Genomic DNA, 19,166 nt, shown 5'->3' on the forward strand with positions numbered 1-19,166 from the left:
CGGGCCGGCCGGCAGCCCGTCATGGACCGGCGTCCGGCCGGAAGTGCGGTACCTTGTGCCCATGGACTTCGGCAACGCTGACAGCTGGGGGGACACGATCTATTTCTGGATCATCCCGGTGGTCATGGGCGATGCCATTTTCCCGCCCATCCCGTCCGAAATGGTGGTCATTACCGGCGGTGCGCTGTCCGCCATCGGCCGCGCCAACGCTTTCCTGGTGGTCTTCCTCGCCGCCGGAGCGTCCTGGCTCGGCGACATCCTGGTGTTCCAGCTTTTCAAACGGCGCCTGAGCCATGTCCTGGACCGCTGGCGGTGGGGCCGCGCGTTCCATCAGGCCGTGCACACAGCAATCGGGAAGGCCGGCCGGTCCACCACCTACGGGGCCATCATCGGAATCCGCTTCATTCCCGGCGGGCGCCTCGCGACGACTGCCGCGGCGGGCATCGCCAACGTCTCCACCCGCGGCTTCAGCCTTTGCGCGGCCCTGGGTGGACTTCTTTGGGCCGCGTGGTCCGTCGGTCTCGGGTATGCCACCGGCGCCGCCACCGGGCTGCCGTTCTGGGTGAGCTCATTGATCGGCGTCGGCGTCGGGATCGTGATCGGCGCCGCCGTGGGTGTGATCGTCACCAGGAAGCGCGGCAACCGCTCCCCCGTCGTGGACGGCCCCGACGAGGAACTGGACTTCTGAGGCCGGTGCCCGGCACTTACACGGGCGCCCAGCGGCCGCGGTTGCGGCGGAGCACCAACAGGTTCCCGGTGACCGCAACGCGTTCGACGGCGTCGCGCATCATCGCAGCCGACTCCAGCGCCTGGCGGTTCTCGCCGCTGTAGGAGGTGGGCTCAACGAGGAAGCGCAGGTTCAGCTGCGGGACCCCGCCGGCCAGGTCCAGCTGGTTCGCTTCGACGTGGTGCCGCGTCTCCAGTGCTTCGACGGCCGCGGCCATCACGGCCTCCGGCGGGTTGCCCGGCTTGAGTCCGGTGATCTTCAGTCTGGTCTGGAACGACGGCATGCAACCACCCTAGCGGGACGGGCCGCCGGACCCCTTCTGGGCCTAGCCGGTGTTGCGCAGGCCCGCCGCGACTCCGTTGACGGTGATGAGCATGGCGCGCTGGAGGCGTTCATCGATCCCGCCGTTGGGCATGCCCTCCCCTGTGGCCTCGGAACGCACCCGGCGCAACAGTTCCACCTGGAGGTAGCTGATCGGGTCGAGGTACTGGTCGCGGATCTCCAGTGAGCGCTTCAGGGTGGGCTGCGCGTCGAGCAGGAGGTCCTCGCCGGTCAGGTTCTGGATCTCGGTGACGGTCAGCTCGTATTCGGCCCGGATGGCATGGAAGAGGTGGTGGAGCTTCTCCGGCACCAGGGTGGAGACGTAGTAGCCGGCGATGTCCAGGTCCGTCTTCGCCAGCGTCATTTCGACGTTGGAGAGCACCGAGCGGAAGAAATGCCAGCCGTCCATCATCTCCACCAGCTGGGCGGAGTTGCCGGCCTCGCGGGCGGCCTTGAGCCCGGAGCCGACACCGAACCAGCCGGGGACGATCTGCCGCGACTGGGTCCAGCCGAACACCCACGGGATGGCCCGCAGGCCTTCGAGCCCGGCGCCGGAATCGGGCCGCTTGGACGGGCGGGAGCCGATGTTGAGGGACCCCAGCTGTTCCACCGGGGTGGAGGCCATGAAGTAGGCGGGCAGGTCCGGGTCGTCGATCAGGGTCCGGTAGCGGGCGAAAGCGGCGTCGGAAATGGTCTCCATAACGTGGCCGTAGCGTTCGCGCTGGTCCTCCGAGGTGCGTGGGGTGCGGTGCAGCGCGGACCCCTGCATGACCGCCGCGAGGGAGAGCTCCAGGTTCTCGCGGGCGAGTTCGGGCAGCGAGTATTTGTCCGAGATGACCTCGCCCTGTTCGGTGAACTTGATCTCGCCTTCGAGCACCCCGTTCGGCTGGGCCATGATGGCGTCGTAGGTCGGCCCGCCGCCGCGGCCCACGGAGCCGCCCCGGCCGTGGAAGAGGCGTACCCGGACGCCGTGTTTCGCTGCGATGTCCCGGAGTTTGCGCTGGGTCTTGTGGATCTCCCACTGGCTGGTCATGACGCCGGATTCCTTGTTGGAGTCCGAGTAGCCGAGCATGATTTCCTGGACGTCGCCGCGCAGCCGGACCAGCTCGCGGTAGGAGGAATCGGAGAGCAGCTGGTCCACGATTTCGGCCGAGGCCCGCAATTCCTCCACGGTTTCCAGCAGCGGCGCGAAGCCGATTTTGGCATACGGGGCTGCGCCGAAGAGGCTGACCAGCCCGGCTTCGCGGGCCAGCACCGCAGCGGCCAGGACGTCGTCCGCGCCGCGGGTCATCGAGATGATGTACGTCTCGATGACGTCCGGGCCGTAGGTGCGCAGCGCCCGCCGGATTTCGCGGAAGACGTCGTAGGTGCCGTCGGCGACGCCGTCGAGCTTGATCGGGTGGCCCGAGAGCGGGCGCCGGGAGGCGAGTTCGGAGCCCAGGACCTCGAGCCGCTCCGGGCGGCTGAGTTCCGCGTACCGGACGCCGGGGCCGCCGAGGCGGTCCATCAGCTGGCCGACGGCGTCGTGGTGGTGGTCGGCGTGCTCGCGGATGTCGAGGGTGGCCAGATGCAGGCCAAAGGAGGCGATGGCGCGGCGGGTCCGGGCAAGGGCGCCGTCGGCGGCGAGCGCGGCGTGGTGGTTGCGGAGCGAGCGCTCCAGCAGGCCCAGCTCGGCGAGGAGCTCCGCGGTGGCGGTGTAGTCACGGCCGTGCTCGTGCGCCGACGCGGCCGAGACGCGCCGGGCGGTGTTGAGCAGTTTGGCCTTGATGCAGGTGAGTTTGAGCCGGTAGGGCTCCTGCGCGTTCAGTTCGAGGACCCGGCGGTCAAGGCCCGGCAGGTTCTGGAGGTCGACGTCGATCGAGTCCAGCAGCTCCTGGTCAGCCCCGGCGAGCGCCGTGGAGTTGGACAGGATGGAGATCAGCCCGTCGATGAGGCCGATGCTGATCCGGACGGCGTGCTGGTTCTGGATCTGCAGGATTTCGCGGGTGACGGCTGCGGTGACGTTGGGGTTGCCGTCCCGGTCGCCACCGATCCAGGAGCCGAAGCGGATGGGAGCCCTCTCCGCGGGGAGCGTGACGCCGTGTTCGCCGAGCAGATCGGAGAGGTCCGCGAGCATCTCCGGCAGGGCGTCGCCCAGGATGCCGGTGAGGTAGTAGATCGCGTTCCGGGCCTCGTCCACCGGGGTGGGCCGGACCTGGCGGAGTTCGTCCGTCTGCCACATCTGGTCGATCACTTCGGCGAGGTGGCGGTCCTGGCGGCGGCGGGCGGAGGTGCCCTCCGCTGTGCTCTCGGCGAGGATGTCCGAGAGCCGGCGGACCTTGTCCAGCACGGAGCGGCGGGACGCTTCGGTGGGGTGGGCGGTGAAGATGGGCCGGACGTCGAGTTCATTCACGACTTCCTGCAGGACCGACGTGCCGGCCTGGCCGGCGATGTCGGTGACGGCCTTGGCCAGCCAGCCGTCCTTTTCCTGCCGCGTGCGCAGCCCGCGGACCCGGTGCACCTGCTCGGCGGCGTTCGCCAGGTGGAAGTAGAACGCGAACGCGCGGACCAGGTCGGTCGCCTGGTCCAGGGGCAGGGAGCCGAGCAGCTCACGGACCTGGGCGACGACGTCGTACGAACTCCACGGACCGGTGGCGTCCGCGCCGCCACGGGCGGCTTCCTTGGACTCCTTGGTCAGCAGGCGCACCTGCTCGACGAGGTCCAGGAGCTCGGGACCGTGCTGGCGGACCAGGGATTCGCCGAGGAGGGTGGAGACCCGGCGGACGTCGGCGCGCAGTTCGGAGGCGAGGTCGGTGCCGGAATTCGTTGCAGTGTCAGCCATGGAGACAATCTTTCGGGAGGACTTGGCTCGTACACTGCGCTGGATACTGTGAGCCGGGTTACGTTCTTCCTACAGGATGCTACCCGCCGCCGCGGCCGGCGGGGAATCCGTCTCAGATAGTGTCGGCGCACCCGCCCCCGGCTTGAAGGTCCTAGCGGGCGATCTTGAAATTGAAGTCCGCTGTTCCGAGCGCACCCCAGAGCCGCAGCCAGATCGGCAGGATCATCTCGGCGCCGCGGGCCGTGGTGATGTCGCCCAGGTCGATGATGTCCCGGTGGCCCAGGCTCGCCAGGAGCGCGGCCACGTCCCGCTTGGCGTCGGAATCGTTGCCGGAGACGAAGACCGAGTGGTCCCCGCCGGCCACGCGCCCGGGTTCCACCATGAGGGCAGCGTTCATGGTGTTGAGGGTCTTGACCACCCGGATGTCCGGGAAGGTGCGCTGGATTTCCTCGCCGAGGCTGTCGGTGTTCACCGGGTTCAGCACCGGCGGCATGCCATGCCGGAAGTCCAGGGGGTTGGCGATATCCACCAGCACCTTGCCGGCGAGGTTCGCTGCGCCGGCCGCCGTGAGCGCCGCGAGGGAGCCGACGCCGTTGGTCGCGTTGACCACGAGGTCGGCCCCGGCAGCGGCGTCGGCAAAGCGTGCGACGTCGACCTGCCCGTGGGACTGATGCCACTGGGCGAACGGCGCTGTTCCCATTACGTCGGGCTCGGTCCGCGCCAGGGTTGCCTGCGGGTCGCGGGTGCCGATGACGACGTCGTGGCCCAGGCCCGCGAGCGCAGCGGCGATCGTGCGGCCCACGGTGCCGGTTCCCAGTACAGCGATCTTCATGGCATCCTCACTCAACAAAGCGGTGGAGTAGACAGGTTCGTCTACCGGTGCGCAAGACGCTATCAGACAGACCTGTCTACGGCAAGGAGGCCAGCGTTCACTCGGAGTGGATGCCCGGCTACGGCTTGGGGATCCATCGCTCAAGGGAGCGGTCGCCCACCACCGATATGACCAGGAGCAGCACCGCCGCTACAGCGAGACCAAGCGGCGTCTTGGCGAAGTCCCACTGAACCAGCAGGGGAAAGTGGAACACGTACAGGCCGTAGGAAATCGAGGCGGTAAATGCGGCCGGGACCGCCAAGGGCGCGGCAACCCGGACGAAATATCTCGCCAGAACGGTGGTCGAAGCGGCAACGCAGGCCAGGGCGAACACAAAAAGATTCAGTGAGAGCCTCAGGATCTCCACCATCTCCGGGTGCCGGTTCAGCACAACCCCGGCACCGGCAACGGCGCACAGCGCCACCAGCCAGCAGCCAACAGGCACCACGGCCCGGAGGCTGAGCCGGTCCGAACCGTAGAGCTCGGCAATCACGGCTCCGGCCCACCACGTGAGCATGTAGGCGAAGACCAGGGAGAAGTGGTTGGGTGCCACGACGTAGGTGCCGAAGCCGATCACGGACCAGCTTCCTACGATCCCCAAAGACAGGCCGGCGGAGCGGCGGTGGGCACTCATGATCAGCGGAAAGGCCAAGTAGAAAAGCACTTCATATGACAGGGACCAGAGAGGACCATTTCCCAGGAACGGGTAGGCAATAACGCCCGGCTTGAAATCCCCAAGATCCTGGAGGGAAAGCAAGTTCAGCCCCAGCGTCAGGGGTGAGAAATCGCGGACCAGCGTGCCGTCCAGCCAGGCAACCAGTGCTGATACAGCAAACGCGACCAGCAACGGCGGGTAGATGCGGCGCAATCGGCGCAAATAATAGGACGTGACACTCTTCTGCACCCGGGTGCTTTCGTTGGCGAAGATGACGAATCCGCTAAGCAGGAAGAAGACAATAACAGCCTGGGGTCCGTACTTGAAGACCACCTGCGGCAGGCCGGTCATGGTCGAGTTGACCACGACGTGATGGATCACGACGTAGACGGCGGACAGTGCACGGATAACGTCAAGAGCCACCCGGAGGCGCGGACTTGGACGCCGGACGGAAACTGACGGCGTGGCGACGGCAGAAGTCATGCGCCAAACGTATTGGCCAATGGAATTGCCGCCAACAGTACTGACTACTTGGATTTCGCAAAGAACGGGTCCTCCGGAGGCAACCGTAGACAGACTTGTCTGTGTAGCATGAAACCATGACTCCGACCGCCAACAGGACACCGCAGGCCGTCCGGACGGCCGCCGGGCAGGCGCGGGAAAAGATCCTTGCCACGGCGTTCCGGCTCTTCTACGCCCAGGGGCTCCGCGCCGCCGGCATCGATACGATCATCGCCGAATCCGGCGTCGCGAAGGCCACGTTCTACAAGTACTTTCCGGCCAAGGACGACCTGATCCTGGCCTACCTGGAGAAGGTGGACAGGGTTTGGACCGGGCAGCTCCAGGCCGCGGCGGATGCCGCCGGGCCTGACGCCGCGGCCCAGCTCGTGGGGTTGTTCGACGCCCTGGCCAGCGCCTGCCGCCGCGACGGCTACCGCGGTTGCGCCTTCATCAACGCCGCGGCCGAGTCCGCCTCCGGAACCCGCGTCCACGAACGGACGGTGGCCCACAAGGAGCACATCAGGGCCTGGATCCGTGACCTCGCCGTCCAGGCCGGCGCCCCGGATCCGGACAAGCTCGCCCGCAGCCTGACCCTGGTGCTCGACGGCGGACTCGCCAGCGGCGTGCTCGACGCCGATCCGGCGGCGGCCACCGCCGCCCGCGACACCGCATCACAACTTGTCGCCGCCAGCCTCGGGAGGAACCCTTGAACGCGACGCATCCCGCCCCTGACGCCCAGCTCGCCCGCTGGCAGCGCTTCCGCAACAGCCGCAACACGGCCCTCGCCAGCGAGTACGGCTGGCTGACACTGACCTCCTTCCAGTGGCTGGAGGACCGGCCTGCCGCCGTCGACCTCGCCCCCGGGCTCTGGTCCACCGACGGCACGACGGCGTTCCTCACCGCCGCCGCGGCCGAGGGCCTCACCCTCGTGGACACCGGCGAATCCGTGGAGGGCACCGTCAGCGCGGCGCTGTCCAATGAGGAGTCCCTGATGTGGGTCCGGTACGGCGGCGCGGACGGCCGGCAGGTGGTAGTCGAACTGGCAATGCGCGCCAACAGGTACGCCGTGCGCACCCGGGATTCCAAGTCCCCGGTGTTGACGGAATTCGACGGCGTGCCGACCTTCGATTTCCGCCCGGACCTCGTGGTCGAGGCCCGGTTTGTCCCGTATCCGGAGCCCGTCGACGTCCCCATCGGCACAGCCAACCCGCTGGTGGACGGGGTCCACCGTTCCGTGGGCGAGCTCGTGTTCCGGCTCCCCGGCAAGGACCACGAGTTCCACCTGCAGGCCGAGGAGGAAAAGCTCGGCGCCCTGACGGTCACGTTCCACGATGAGACCAACGGGGAAAGTACAGATGAGTGGCGCAAGGTGTCCACGGCCCGCCCGCGCGTCGACGCCCTCGGAAACCGCACGGTCAGCCTGGATTTCAACCGGGCCATCAACTACCCCAGCGCCTTCACACCGTACGGCACGTGCCCCATGCCGGTGAAGAACAACAGCCTGGACTACCGGATCGAGGCCGGGGAGAAAGAGCCGGCCCTGTTCTAGACACCAGTTCTAGACGATCGCGGACACTCCGGTCACGGCACGTCCCACGATCAGCGTGTTGATCTCGAACGAGCCCTCGTAGGTGTAGATCGCCTCGGCGTCGGCGAAGATCTTGGCCATCCGGTAGTCGGTCACGATCCCGTTGCCGCCCAGCAGGGACCGGCCCATCGCCACGGTTTCGCGCATCCGGGCGCTCACATAGGACTTCGCCAGCGCCACCTGCGGCATGTCCGCGGCGCCCGCATCCTGCAGCTGGGCAATCCGGACCATCATCCCCATGCTCGCCACGGCGTTGCCAAGCATGGTGACCAGCTGCTGCTGGACCAGCTGGAACTTCGCCAGCGGCCGCCCGAACTGCCGGCGTTCGACGGCGTACTGCCGGGCGACGTCGAACGCGGCCAGCTGCTGGCCAACGCCCTGCCAGGCGACCATGATCCGCGAACCGCGCAGCAGTTCGTTGGTGTCCTCGAAGCTGTTGATCCCGGCGAAGCGGTCCGCCTCGGCCACCGGCACGTCCGTGAAGACGATGTCGGCGTTCTGCACCGTGCGCAGCGCGATCTTGTTCTCGATCCGGCTCCGGCTTACGCCGGGCAGGGTCGCGTCCACGATGAAGCCGCGGATGCCGCCGCCGGCCTCGTCGCGGGCCCACACGAGCATGTAGTCGCAGAACGTGCCGTTGCCGATCCAGCGCTTGGCACCGTTGAGAACCCAGGAGTCGCCGCCGTCAGGCGCCCCGCCGGGAACCCGCCGTGCCCTGGTTTCCATGCCGCCGGCCACATCCGAGCCGTGCTCCGGCTCGGTCAGCGCGAACGCCCCGGTGGTCCGGAGGTTCGCGGCGTCATCGAGCAGCCGCGCCTTCTGCTCCTCGGAGCCGAAGCCGTAGAGCGCCTCCACGAAGAGGTCATGGTGGACCAGGAAGAAGGTCGCCAGCGAGGTGTCCACCCGCGTCATTTCGGCGATGACCAGCCCCGCAAACAGATTGCTATAGCCGCGCTGGGCCGGTGCGCTGAGCTCGAGGGCGGCCAGCTTCGGCAGGATCTGCGCGGGGAACTCGGCCTTGTTCCACCATTCACCGGCGAAGGGCGCCACCTCGCGGGCCAGGAACTCCCGCAGTTCGGCCATCTTCGCCTGCTCGGCGGCGTTGAGCATCGACTCGAAGCCGAAGAAGTCGGCGGTCGGCAGCCCCGCGACGGAATCAACGGCCCCGGGCGAAGCGGCGAGTCCGGCCTGCATCATTTCGGCCCCATCCGGATGGCGCCGTCGAGCCGGATGGTTTCGCCGTTGAGCATGGCGTTGTCCACGATGTGCGCGGCAAGGTTCGCGTATTCGGCGGGCCGGCCCAGCCGCGACGGGTGCGGTACCTGCTGCCCGAGGGAGTCCTGCGCTTCCTGCGGCAGCCCGGCCATCATGGGCGTCTCGAAGATGCCCGGTGCGATGGTCACCACCCGGATCAGCGACCGGGCGAGTTCCCGGGCGATCGGCAGCGTCATCGCGTGCACCGCACCCTTGGAGGCGGCGTAGGCAGGCTGGCCGATCTGGCCATCAAATGCGGCGACGGAGGCGGTGTTGATGATGACGCCGCGCTCCGGGCCGCCGAGCCCGGTCACGGCAGGCTCGGTGGCTGCCATCGCGGCCGCTGCAAGGCGGATGACGTTGAAGGTTCCCACGAGGTTGATCTGGATGACGCGGTTGAAGGTCTCCAGCGGCAGCACGCCGTCGCGGCCCAGGACCTTGCCGGGGGTGGCGATCCCGGCGCAGTTGACCACGATCCGCAGCGGGCCGAGGGCGACGGCGGCGTCGACGGCAGCCTGCACCTCGGCTTCGCTGGTGACGTCGGCGGGCACGAAGACGGCCTTGCGGGCCGGCTCCAGCGCGGCGCCGGGTGCTCCTGTCTGGACGTTCCCGCGGGCGTTCAACTCGGCGGCGAAGGCCTGCCCGGCGGAGCGAGGCAGGTCCACCAGGACCACCGAGGCGCCGGCGTCGAACAGGCGGCGCGCCGTTGCAGCCCCGAGGCCTGAGGCCCCGCCCGTAACCAGCGCGACTGTACCTTTGATGTCCATGCATCCTCCTTGATGTGGAACCGGAACCCGCCACGACACTGTGTGCAGCGTCACGAACCGACTGGGAACATTAGTTAGTGAATGTTAACTGGAATGCCGGCATTCCGCACCTTCACCCCGCGGCGCCGCCCCTGGGGCAGCGCAAACATCCCCGCCGCCGGCCCCGAATCGCCTCCCGAACCGCCTCCCAAATCACCGCCCGAGACGCAGCAACGATCACACCCCGGACGCACTGCCGCTACTAGGCTGGAACCATGACCCCAGCAGACCTTTCCACCGCACCCAACTGGTCGTTCCGGGCTGACGAGGCGGCCCGCTCGGTGACCCGGCTGTTCGGGCAGCGGCTCTTCTTCCTGCCGGGGACCCACATCGCCGCAACCGTGCGCCCCTCGGGCCGGCTGAAGAACCTGGCCCGGCCCTGGCACTACTGGTGGCAGGCGCACTACGTGGACTGCCTCGTGGACACCGGGCGGCGCGAACTGGGACCTGAGGGCCGTCCGGAAATGCGGTTCGACGGCGGGAACCGGCCCAGCGCCGGCCGGCTCGCCTCCAGGCTGGTCACCGGGATCCGGTTCCGCAACTTCCTCACCGTCGTCAACAACTACTACGACGACATGGCGTGGCTGGCACTGTCCACGCTGCGGCTGGAGAACCTGGCCCGGGACAGCCGCAAGGAGGCCGGACGCCGCCGCAACGCCAAGGTCCTGAAAAGCCTCACGCTGCAGTTCGATTCCGCGTCCACGGACGACCTCGGCGGCGGCACTTTCTGGAGCAAGAAGCGGGATTTCAAGAACACGCCGGCCACGGCGCCAGTGGCGCTGTACTACGCCCGCACCGGGCAGCCGGCCAGGGCGCAGGCCCTGCTGGACTGGTTGGACGCCCGTCTGTTCGACCCCGAACAGGGCATGTACCGGGACGGCCTCCGGATCGCACCCGGCGGCGACGTGGTGCTGGAAAGCGCCATCTACACCTACAACCAGGGCCCCGTCCTGGGCGCGCTGCTGGAGCTCGGCGGCGAGGCCAACCTGGCCCGGGCAGCCTCACTGGTGGCGTCGGTGGCGCGCAGCCTGACCCTACCCGCGCCCCTGATGGGGCGCAGCGCCACGGTGCTGCGCTGCGAGGGCACCGGCGACGGCGGACTGTTCACGGGCATCCTGGTCCGGTCCCTGGCCCTCGCCGCCGTCGACGAGCGGCTTCCCGCCGGGACCCGGGCGACGGCCGCGACGCTCGTGAACGACACCGCCGAGGCCTTCTGGGAGGGCCGCCGCGTTATGTCGGCCCGGGAGCCGCTGGCCCGCAAGGGCGGCCGGATCCTGTTCCCCCCCCGCCCCGAACTGCCGGCCAGGCGCAGCTACCCGGCGGGCGCCGCCGTCGAACTTTCCACCCAGCTGCAGGCCTGGATGGTGCTGGAAGCCGCTGCCTCCATCGCCGGACGGGGCGAGCTTGCGCCTGTTGAGTCCCCGGCCGAGTCCCCGGCCGAGTCCCCCGCCGACAATTAGGTCACGCAATAGTTTCGTAATTGATGTGATCCTGGTCACTTAAGGCGCCCTCAGCTTGGTTGCTTAGGTTTGGCTAACCTACAGTTTTTCCTAGTGAGCATGCCCTAACTTCCCCCGCTCACAGGGGGCTAGGGTTCCGAAGACCTTCCCTCCAGAAAGCAGCCCCATGAAGATCCGCAACAACGCGCTGGCAGGTATCGCACTTGCCGCCACTGCCGCGCTCGGCCTGGCCGCCTGTGGCTCCGGCACCTCCACGTCCCCCAGCAGCAGCGCCGCCGCTGACGGCAAGATCTCCGGTGAGATCACGGTCTACAACGCCCAGCATGAGTCTTTGGCCAAGGAATGGGTGGACGCGTTCACCGCGGAAACCGGCGTCAAGGTCACCATGCGCCAGGGTTCGGACACCGAGATGTCCAACCAGATCATCCAGGAAGGCCAGGCCTCCCCGGCAGACGTCTTCCTCACCGAAAACTCCCCTGCCATGGCCCAGGTCGAAAACGCCGGCCTCTTCGCCGACGTCGACAAGGCCACCGTCGAGCAGGTGCCCGCCGAGTTCCGGCCCTCCACGAACAAGTGGACCGGCATCGCGGCCCGCTCCACCGTTCTGGTCTACGACAAGGCCAAGCTGAGCGAAGGCCAACTGCCCAAGTCCATGCTGGACCTGGCCAAGCCGGAGTGGAAGGGCAAATGGGCGGCGTCCCCGTCCGGCGCCGACTTCCAGGCGATCGTCTCCGCCCTGCTCGAACTCAAGGGCGAAGCCGCCACCGAGGAATGGCTCAAGGGCATGAAGGAAAACTCCAAGGCCTACAAGGGCAACAGCACGGCCATGAAGGCGGTCAACGCCGGTGAAGTCGACGCCGCCCTGATTTACCACTACTACTACTATGGCGACCAGGCCAAGACCGGCGAGAACTCCAATAACGTCTCCCCGTACTACTTCAAGAACCAGGATCCGGGCGCGTTCGTGTCGGTCTCCGGCGGCGGTGTGCTGAAGTCCTCGAAGAATGCCGCGGCGGCCCAGGCCTTCGTCAAGTTCATCACCGGCAAGAAGGGCCAGGAAGTCCTGCAGAAGGGCACCTCGTTCGAGTACGCCATCGCCTCCGATGTCCCGGCCAACGAGAAGCTCGTCCCGCTGCCGGAACTGCAGGCACCGACGGTGGATCCGGCCAAGCTCAACTCCGCCAAGGTCACTGAGCTGATGACCAAGGCAGGACTGCTGTAACCACGTGACAACCAAGCTGGCGGCTCCCGAAACACCGGGGAGCACGACGACGGCGGGTCGGGGCAAGCGCCCCCGCCCGCCTTTCGGCGTTTCTGTAATAGCGGTCCTGGCGGTCCTGATCGCCCTCTTCGCACTGATTCCGCTGGGCTACGTCATTGTCATGACGGTGGCCACCGGCTGGGACACCGCCGTGGAGCTGATCTTCCGGGAACGCGTCGGCGTACTGCTGCTGAACACGGTGCTCCTGATGCTGGTCACCGTGCCGCTGTGCCTCATCCTCGGCGTGGGCGGCGCGTGGCTGGTGGAACGCACGCATCTCAAGGGGCACAAGTGGTGGGCAGTGCTGCTCGCGGCCCCCCTGGCCATCCCGGCCTTCGTCAACAGCTACGCGTGGGTCTCCGCGGTGCCGTCGCTCGAGGGCTTGTGGTCCGGCGTGCTGATCGCCACGCTGTCCTATTTCCCGCTCGTCTACATTCCGGCCGCCGCCACGCTCAGCCGGCTGGACCCGGCCATCGAACAGTCCGCCGCGTCCCTGGGCCTCGGCGCCTGGCGCGCCTTCTTCCGCGTGGTGCTGCCGCAGCTGCGGATCGCGATGACCGGCGGCGCGCTGCTCGTGTCCCTGCATCTCCTGGCTGAATACGGCGCCTTCGCGATGATCCGCTTCGACACCTTCACCACCGCGATCATGGTGCAGTACCAGTCCACCTTCAACGGCACCGCCGGGAACATGCTGGCCAGTGTGCTCGTGTTCCTCTGCCTGATCCTGCTGCTGGTTGAAGTGCGCAGCCGCGGCAGTGCCCGGTACGCCAGAGTTGGCTCCGGCGCCCAGGCCCGCGCCCTGCGGCTTCCGCTGCGCGCCTACCAGCTCCCGGCCCAGCTGTTCCTGATCGCGCTGACCGCGCTGGCTTTCGGGCTTCCGCTGACCTTCGTGCTGCGCTGGATCTTCTCCGGCGGCCCGGAAATCTGGGCGGCGGACGAGTTCCTGCCCGCCCTGCTGCAGACCCTCACGTACGGCCTGGCCGGCGCCCTGGCCACCACCGTGGTCGCGTTTCCGATGGCGTACCTGGCCGTGCGGCACCCCAGCTGGTTCAGCAAGGCCCTGGAGCTCTCCAACTACATCACGAGCTCCATGCCGGGAATCGTGGTGGGCCTGGCGTTCGTGACGGTCAGCATCAAGGCCGCACCCAACCTCTACCAGACCTCGGCACTGCTGATCGCGGCCTACGTGCTGCTGTTCCTGCCGCGGGCGCTGGTGAACATCCGTTCCGGCCTGGCCCAGGCGCCGAAGGAACTCGATGAGGCCGCCCAGGCACTCGGCAAGCCGCCGCTGCTGGCCTTCCTCCGGGTCACGCTGCGGCTCACCGCCCCGGCCGCCGCGGGCGGTGCCGCGCTGGTGTTCCTGGCGATCGTGAACGAACTGACGGCAACACTCCTGCTCTCCCCCAACGGCACCAGGACGCTCGCCACCGAGTTCTGGAGCAAGAGCAGCGAAATCGACTACGCCGGGGCGGCGCCGTACGCCCTGCTGATGATCCTGATTTCGGCACCGATGACCTACCTCCTCTTCCAGCAGTCCAAGAAAGCAGCGGGACAGTGACCGACTACAGCCCCTCCCGGCTCCCGGAACCGCGGATCGCCGCGTCCGTGGCCACCAGCACCAACAGCCACCTGCAAATCGACGCCGTCACCAAGAACTTCGGCGCCCAGGCCGTGCTCAAGGGCGTCAACCTCTCGGTGGCGAAGGGCGGCACGACGGCGATCGTGGGACCTTCCGGCTCCGGCAAGACCACGCTGCTGCGGCTGATCGCCGGTTTTGAACACCCGGACACGGGCAGCATTTCGCTCGACGGCGCCAAGGTGGCGGGCGACGGCGTCTGGGTCCCGGCGCACAAGCGCCACGTGGGCTACGTGGCGCAGGACGGCGCCCTGTTCCCGCACCTGAGCGTCGGTCAGAACATCTCCTTCGGGCTCGACGCCGGCAAGCTCCCCGGCGGGCACCGTGGTGTGAACGACCGGGTGGCGGAACTGCTGGACATGGTCTCCCTGGACCCGGCCATGGCCAAGCGGCGCCCGCACGAGCTCTCCGGCGGGCAGCAGCAGCGTGTGGCCCTGGCCCGTGCCCTCGCCCGCGAGCCGGAACTGATGCTGTTGGACGAGCCGTTCTCCGCCCTGGACGCGGGCCTGCGCGTGGCCACCCGCCGGGCGGTGGGCAAGGTGCTCCAGGACGCCGGCGTCACCACCATCCTGGTCACGCACGACCAGGGCGAGGCGCTCTCATTTGCGGACCAGGTGGCGGTGATGCGCGGCGGACGGCTGGCGCAGATCGGCAACCCGTTCATCGTCTACACCCGCCCAGCGGACCGCGCCACCGCCGAATTCCTGGGCGACGCCGTCATCCTCGATGCCTGGATGGAAGGCTCGCTCGCCACCTGCTCCCTGGGCGGCATCCCTGTCCGCCGGCCGCCAGCGCAGGGCCGGGTCCAGCTCATGCTGCGCCCGGAGCAGATCCGGATCGCCGAGGACGGACCCATCCGCGGCGTTGTGGTGGACACCGACTACTTCGGGCCTGAAACCACGGTGCGGCTCAAGCTCGCCGTCCCGCCGGTCCTCGCGGAAGGCGCTGTAGCCGACCCCCGCTACCCCGGCGGCGGCGAGATCATCACCATCCGGCACTGGAACGCCTCGATCGCCCGGCCCGGCACCGAACTGTGCCTCCGCGTCGTCGGCGAAGCGGTGGCCTTCCCGATGGAAGACCTGCCGCCGGCGTAGTCAGGGACAGTCCCTCGCCCCTCCTGCTCCATCACGCGGGGCCCCGCGGTGCCCGTTGAGACGGTCCGTCACCCGGCATAGGGTGGGGCGCATGACTGTCCAGCCAGCACTCCACCGCCAGCACTGCTCGGTTGCCGCCCCCACCCAGTTGTGGCTCGATGCCGAGGGGCGGCTGTCCAGCGGACCCCGCACCTCGGACGCGTCCGGCGGTGCGGGCGGCGGCTGGTTCACGGGCCTGCTGCACGGGGACACGCGGATGCTGTGCCGGGCAGAGGTTCGGGTGAACGGCCTCGAGCCGGAGCCCGCCACGGTCGAGGCGGAGCCCGGCGGTGTGCTGCGGGTGCGTGGACTGGTCCGTGGCATCCCGGGGCCCACGGAGGACCCCGCCGTCGAACTTCTCCAGACCTGGACAGTCACGCCCGGCGTCGTCCGGCACTCCCTGCAGCTGCGTACCTCCTTGGAAGCCCTCGACGTGGAAATCGACATCCAGCTCGCCGCCGACTTCACCGATCTGGCCGCCATCCGCCTCAGCCGCTTCCGGGAGCCCGGCGCACCGTTCTCCGCGGACGATTCCACGCTGCGCTGGCGCGACGGCGGACGGGCCCTGACTGTCGCCGCCCCCGGGAGCTTCGCCGCCGGCGAACGGCTCCTCTGGCGCGGCACGGCGGGCCGGGGTCGTCCGTTCGAAGCGGAGTGGCAGGCAGTGCTGGCTGACAGCGAGGACGCGGTTGTGGCAGCCCGCCCGCCCGCCTCGCGCCGGGTCCGGGCCGAACCGTCCGGCGCCCTGGGCCTGCTGCTGGACAACGCGCTCGATGAGCTCGCCGGCCTCCGCCTCGCCACCCGGAAGCTGCCCGACGCGCCGTTCGCCGCCGCCGGGGCGCCCTGGTATTTCACCCTGTTCGGACGCGACTCGCTGTGGGCCGCGCGGCTGCTGCTGCCGCTCGATGCCGGGCTCGCCGCCGGAACGCTGCGCACCCTGGCCGCCTTCCAGGGCAACAGGAACGATCCCGACGCCGCCGAGGAACCCGGCAAGATCCTGCACGAGCTCCGGTCCAAGGAGCTGGTGCTGGAGAGCCAGGGCCTGCGCCTGCCCCCGGTGTACTACGGCGCCGTGGATTCCACCCCGCTGTGGCTGTGCCTGCTGGCCGAACTTGGCCAGGCCGGGCTGGACGACGCCGCGGTCCGCTCGCTCCTGCCCAACGCGGCCCGGGGGGCCGACTGGCTGCTGGCCGCACGGGGTGCGCCCGGACGCGCAAACGGCGGGTTCCTCAGCTACCAGGACACTACCGGCCACGGTCTCAGCAACCAGGGCTGGAAGGATTCCCAGGACGCCATGCAGTTCCGCGACGGCCGCCTGGCCGACGGCCCGATCGCGCTGTCCGAAGTGCAGGGCTACGCCTACCAGGCCGCCGTGGACACGGCCGATCTCTTCGACGCCTACGGCGAACCCGGTGGCCAGGCGCTGCGGGACTTTGCCGAGGCGCTGCAACAGGACTTCCGCGAACGCTTCTGGGTCGAGGACGACGGCGGCCCCTTCCCCGCCATGGCCCTCGACGGGCACGGCGATCCCCTGGACATCCCCGGCTCCAACATGGGGCATCTGCTCGGCACCGGAATCCTGGACGCGTCCGAAGCCCGGCTCGTGGCGGACCGCCTGCTGGGCCCCGAGCTGTTCTCCGGCTATGGCGTCCACACACTCTCCCGGCGCGCCGCCGGATTCTGGCCGTTCAGCTACCACTGCGGCTCGGTCTGGAGCCACGACACCGCGATCGCGGTCCGGGGGCTGCTCGCGGAGGGCTTCACCGTCGAAGCCCGGACCATCGCCGAGGGCCTGCTGGCCGCGTCCGGTTCGTTCGGGCACCGCCTGCCGGAACTCTTTGCCGGGATCACGGCCGGGGAAGCGAAGCACGCGGTGCCGTATCCGGCGTCGTGCCGTCCGCAGGCGTGGTCCTCAGCGTCTGCCGTGGTGATCGCCCAGGCCATGGGCGTCGGGTTTTAGCTCGTCCCTGTTGCTCCGGGACGGGAGCGCCAGGCCTGGGCCGGTCACGGGCCGGGCGGCCGTTTGGCCTGCGGGTACGGCGTTTCGTGCCGGGCGAGCATTTCGACGAAGCCCGCGATCTTCCGCTCCCTCGTAGCGGCTTGTTTGACCGCATTGGTCCGGTAGATCAGGGCGTACCTGTTGACGGAGGTCAGGACCTCGAACATTGCCTGCGCCCGCGGCTCGGACGCGATGGCCGCGGCGAGGTCCCCGGGCACTTCCGCTGCCGCGGCGCCGGAGTAGGCAGCCTCCCAGCGGCCGTCGGCTTTGGCGCTCTCGACGGCGGCGCGGCCCGCGGGAGCCATCCTGCCCGCCGCCTCGAGGCGGGCGATGCGCTCGACATTCCGGGCGGACCACACACTCTTCGGGCCCCGGCGGGTCATCCGCTGGAAGGAACTGCCCTCGTCGCGGCGCCGCCCCTGGCCGTCGATCCAGCCGAAACACAGGGCCTCCTGCAGGGCGGCCCCGTAGTCGAGCTCCGTCACCGTGCCGCCCTTCTTGTGCAGCACCAGCCACACGCCGGGGCTCTGCGCGTGGTGCTGCTCCAGCCAGGCGCGCCACTGGACAGAGTCCCTCACCAGCAGTTCCTCAAGTTCAACGGCCATGGCCCCATTCTGCTCCGTACTGACCAAAAGCGCTGTTTGGTGGCACGATATCCCTGAGAGCCGGATCCCGTCACAACCTACAGGAGCAACGATGCTGCGTGTCCGCCCGATCCATTTCACCTCCCGCCTTGATGCTTGGGAGCGGCTGCTAACCGACTTGGGCATGGTCAAGACCGTCGACGAGCCCACGTGGCGGGAGCTCGACGCCGGCTCCGGCCGCCTCGCCCTCCGCTTCGTCGAACAGGGCTCGGCTGAGGATGGCACCACCTCCTTCGGCGTCGAGGTGGGCGACCTGAAGGAATTCGCCAGGCGGACCGAGGAGGCCGGGACGGCCGCAGGCACAACGGCTGCCGGGACCTCCGCGGAACTCATCGAGGCGGACCACGGGCCTTCCTGCCGCGTCACCGCTGCGGACGGATTCACTTTCCTCGCCGACCCGGCCGCGCGCGCCGCCGACGGCAGCTGGGTGGGGTCGGCGGAAGCGGACCCGGGCATCGCCGTCGTCGAAGTCTGGTTCTCCGAAGACGCCGTGGCGGCGGCCCAAACCCTGCGCGATATCGGTGCCCGGCCCCGTCCGGTCGCGGATAGTGGCGCGGGCGCCGCCGACACTGTCGAATCGGAAACGTTCACGGCGAAAAACGGCGGGGTCCTCATGGTCGGCGCAGGGACCGGTGCCGGGCGTGCCGGCCTGGGCTTCGAATACGACGGCGACTTTGACGCCCTCCGCGAACGCCTGATCGAGGCGGGGCACGAGGCCGCGGTCATCGAGGAAGCCGCCATCCCCACCCTGCATGTGGCCAACCCCGACGCGGACGGCATGGCCTCCCACCCACCGCTCTGGATCTCCGCGGCACCGGCTGCCGGGTGAGCGTGACCACGTCCTAACGGCGGGGATGGGGTAGAACTTAACCATGAACGTTCGCACTCCTGACCCGAACCCCGGCTGGCTCTCCGACGATGATTTGTTCGAGGCGCGCGGCCGGTTGCCCATGGTCTACGTCGAGGCCGTCCCGGTCCGGCTGGATCCGCTCGGGTTTGTGAACGAGGTCGGCACGCTGCTGCAGGCCGACGAGGACGGCACGATGGTCCGTTCGCTGGTTTCCGGCCGGGTGCTGTACCGCGAGACCATCCGGGCGGCCCTGCTGCGCCACATGGAGAAGGACCTCGGCCCGCTGGCCTTCCCGCAGCTGCCCATCAGCCCGGTGCCGTTCACGGTGGCCGAATACTTCCCGTCCCCGTCCCACACGGGGTTCACCGACGACCGCCAGCACGCCGTCGCACTGGCGTACATCATCCCGGTCACCGGCGAATGCTCCCCGCGGCAGGACGCGTTGGAACTGACCTGGATGACCCCGCAGGAAGTCATGAGCTCCGATGTCCAGCTGGAATTCAGTGGCGGCCGCGGTGCCCTGATCCGCCAGGCGCTGGCGTTCGCCGGCGTCGGGAACTGACCGCAGGAGGCTGCGGAAACTGACTTCCGCTGGCTGCCCACGCGCGCCTTTGTAGACTGTTGGGCGGACCGCAAAAG

Annotated in this window: 17 protein-coding genes; 10 read left to right on the forward strand and 7 right to left on the reverse strand. The window is 68.8% G+C overall.

All coding sequences use genetic code 11. The annotated features are described in order from the left end of the window. Positions 1 to 61: 61 nt before the first annotated feature. Positions 62 to 688, forward strand: coding sequence for a DedA family protein (locus GXK59_RS15075; RefSeq protein WP_160667986.1), 627 nt, complete (start codon positions 62 to 64; stop codon positions 686 to 688). Positions 689 to 704: 16 nt separating this feature from the next. On the opposite strand, the gene GXK59_RS15080 is transcribed toward GXK59_RS15075, so the two are convergent. The 4 genes from GXK59_RS15080 to GXK59_RS15095 all read right to left on the reverse strand — a co-directional run bounded on the left by GXK59_RS15080 (position 705) and on the right by GXK59_RS15095 (position 5,878). Continuing rightward, the gene (locus tag GXK59_RS15080) at positions 705 to 1,010 is read right to left on the reverse strand and encodes a hypothetical protein (RefSeq protein ID WP_160667988.1); all 306 of its coding nucleotides are present in this window, start codon (positions 1,008 to 1,010) and stop codon (positions 705 to 707) included. Between the two features lie 42 nt (positions 1,011 to 1,052). Then, positions 1,053 to 3,869: a phosphoenolpyruvate carboxylase gene (gene ppc, locus GXK59_RS15085; protein ID WP_160667989.1), complete on the reverse strand. Its 2,817-nt coding sequence runs from the start codon at positions 3,867 to 3,869 to the stop codon at positions 1,053 to 1,055. A 151-nt stretch (positions 3,870 to 4,020) separates the two neighbouring features. Continuing rightward, positions 4,021 to 4,701 (reverse strand): NADPH-dependent F420 reductase, encoded by a 681-nt coding sequence (locus tag GXK59_RS15090; RefSeq protein ID WP_160667991.1) that lies wholly within the window; start codon positions 4,699 to 4,701, stop codon positions 4,021 to 4,023. Between the two features lie 118 nt (positions 4,702 to 4,819). After that, a complete protein-coding gene (locus GXK59_RS15095) occupies positions 4,820 to 5,878 on the reverse strand; it encodes an acyltransferase family protein (protein ID WP_160667993.1) in 1,059 nt (352 codons plus the stop codon). Positions 5,879 to 5,994: 116 nt separating this feature from the next. On the opposite strand from GXK59_RS15095, the gene GXK59_RS15100 reads away from it, so the two are divergent. Both GXK59_RS15100 and GXK59_RS15105 read left to right on the forward strand, forming a co-directional pair. Beyond that, positions 5,995 to 6,606 (forward strand): TetR/AcrR family transcriptional regulator, encoded by a 612-nt coding sequence (locus tag GXK59_RS15100; protein ID WP_160667995.1) that lies wholly within the window; start codon positions 5,995 to 5,997, stop codon positions 6,604 to 6,606. Beyond that, positions 6,603 to 7,445, forward strand: coding sequence for a DUF1684 domain-containing protein (locus GXK59_RS15105; protein WP_160667997.1), 843 nt, complete (start codon positions 6,603 to 6,605; stop codon positions 7,443 to 7,445). The genes GXK59_RS15100 and GXK59_RS15105 overlap by 4 nt, the downstream gene beginning before the upstream one ends. A gap of 9 nt (positions 7,446 to 7,454) precedes the next feature. Here GXK59_RS15105 and GXK59_RS15110 read toward each other — a convergent pair whose 3' ends face one another. Together GXK59_RS15110 and GXK59_RS15115 are read right to left on the reverse strand one after the other, a co-directional pair. Continuing rightward, entirely contained in the window at positions 7,455 to 8,681 is a 1,227-nt protein-coding gene (locus GXK59_RS15110) for an acyl-CoA dehydrogenase family protein (RefSeq protein ID WP_237393911.1), read from the reverse strand. Beyond that, a complete protein-coding gene (locus GXK59_RS15115) occupies positions 8,678 to 9,505 on the reverse strand; it encodes an SDR family NAD(P)-dependent oxidoreductase (protein ID WP_160667999.1) in 828 nt (275 codons plus the stop codon). The genes GXK59_RS15110 and GXK59_RS15115 overlap by 4 nt, the downstream gene beginning before the upstream one ends. Before the next feature lie 254 nt (positions 9,506 to 9,759). Between GXK59_RS15115 and GXK59_RS15120 the strand changes: the two genes are divergently transcribed. From GXK59_RS15120 to GXK59_RS15140, 5 genes are all read left to right on the forward strand, one after another. Continuing rightward, positions 9,760 to 11,004: a glycoside hydrolase family 76 protein gene (locus GXK59_RS15120; protein WP_160668001.1), complete on the forward strand. Its 1,245-nt coding sequence runs from the start codon at positions 9,760 to 9,762 to the stop codon at positions 11,002 to 11,004. Positions 11,005 to 11,170: 166 nt separating this feature from the next. Further along, complete coding sequence (locus GXK59_RS15125; RefSeq protein ID WP_160668002.1) at positions 11,171 to 12,226, forward strand: iron ABC transporter substrate-binding protein; 1,056 nt, start codon at positions 11,171 to 11,173, stop codon at positions 12,224 to 12,226. A 4-nt stretch (positions 12,227 to 12,230) separates the two neighbouring features. Next, positions 12,231 to 13,823 (forward strand): ABC transporter permease, encoded by a 1,593-nt coding sequence (locus GXK59_RS15130; protein WP_202129139.1) that lies wholly within the window; start codon positions 12,231 to 12,233, stop codon positions 13,821 to 13,823. Continuing rightward, positions 13,820 to 14,995, forward strand: coding sequence for an ABC transporter ATP-binding protein (locus GXK59_RS15135; protein WP_202129140.1), 1,176 nt, complete (start codon positions 13,820 to 13,822; stop codon positions 14,993 to 14,995). Before GXK59_RS15130 ends, GXK59_RS15135 begins: the two co-directional genes overlap by 4 nt. Before the next feature lie 91 nt (positions 14,996 to 15,086). Then, positions 15,087 to 16,994, forward strand: coding sequence for a glycogen debranching N-terminal domain-containing protein (locus GXK59_RS15140; protein WP_160668004.1), 1,908 nt, complete (start codon positions 15,087 to 15,089; stop codon positions 16,992 to 16,994). A 44-nt stretch (positions 16,995 to 17,038) separates the two neighbouring features. Here the strand turns inward: GXK59_RS15140 and GXK59_RS15145 are convergent, their stop codons facing one another. Next, positions 17,039 to 17,638 (reverse strand): YdeI/OmpD-associated family protein, encoded by a 600-nt coding sequence (locus GXK59_RS15145; protein WP_160668006.1) that lies wholly within the window; start codon positions 17,636 to 17,638, stop codon positions 17,039 to 17,041. A 91-nt stretch (positions 17,639 to 17,729) separates the two neighbouring features. On the opposite strand from GXK59_RS15145, the gene GXK59_RS15150 reads away from it, so the two are divergent. Both GXK59_RS15150 and GXK59_RS15155 read left to right on the forward strand, forming a co-directional pair. Then, positions 17,730 to 18,506, forward strand: a complete 777-nt coding sequence (locus GXK59_RS15150) for a VOC family protein (protein ID WP_160668008.1) — start codon at positions 17,730 to 17,732, stop codon at positions 18,504 to 18,506. A 43-nt stretch (positions 18,507 to 18,549) separates the two neighbouring features. Beyond that, on the forward strand, positions 18,550 to 19,089 hold the full coding sequence (locus GXK59_RS15155) for an NUDIX hydrolase family protein (protein ID WP_160668010.1): 540 nt from the start codon (positions 18,550 to 18,552) through the stop codon (positions 19,087 to 19,089). Positions 19,090 to 19,166 lie beyond the last annotated feature (77 nt).

The sequence above is a fragment of the Pseudarthrobacter sp. ATCC 49987 genome (assembly GCF_009928425.1).
GTDB lineage: Bacteria > Actinomycetota > Actinomycetes > Actinomycetales > Micrococcaceae > Arthrobacter.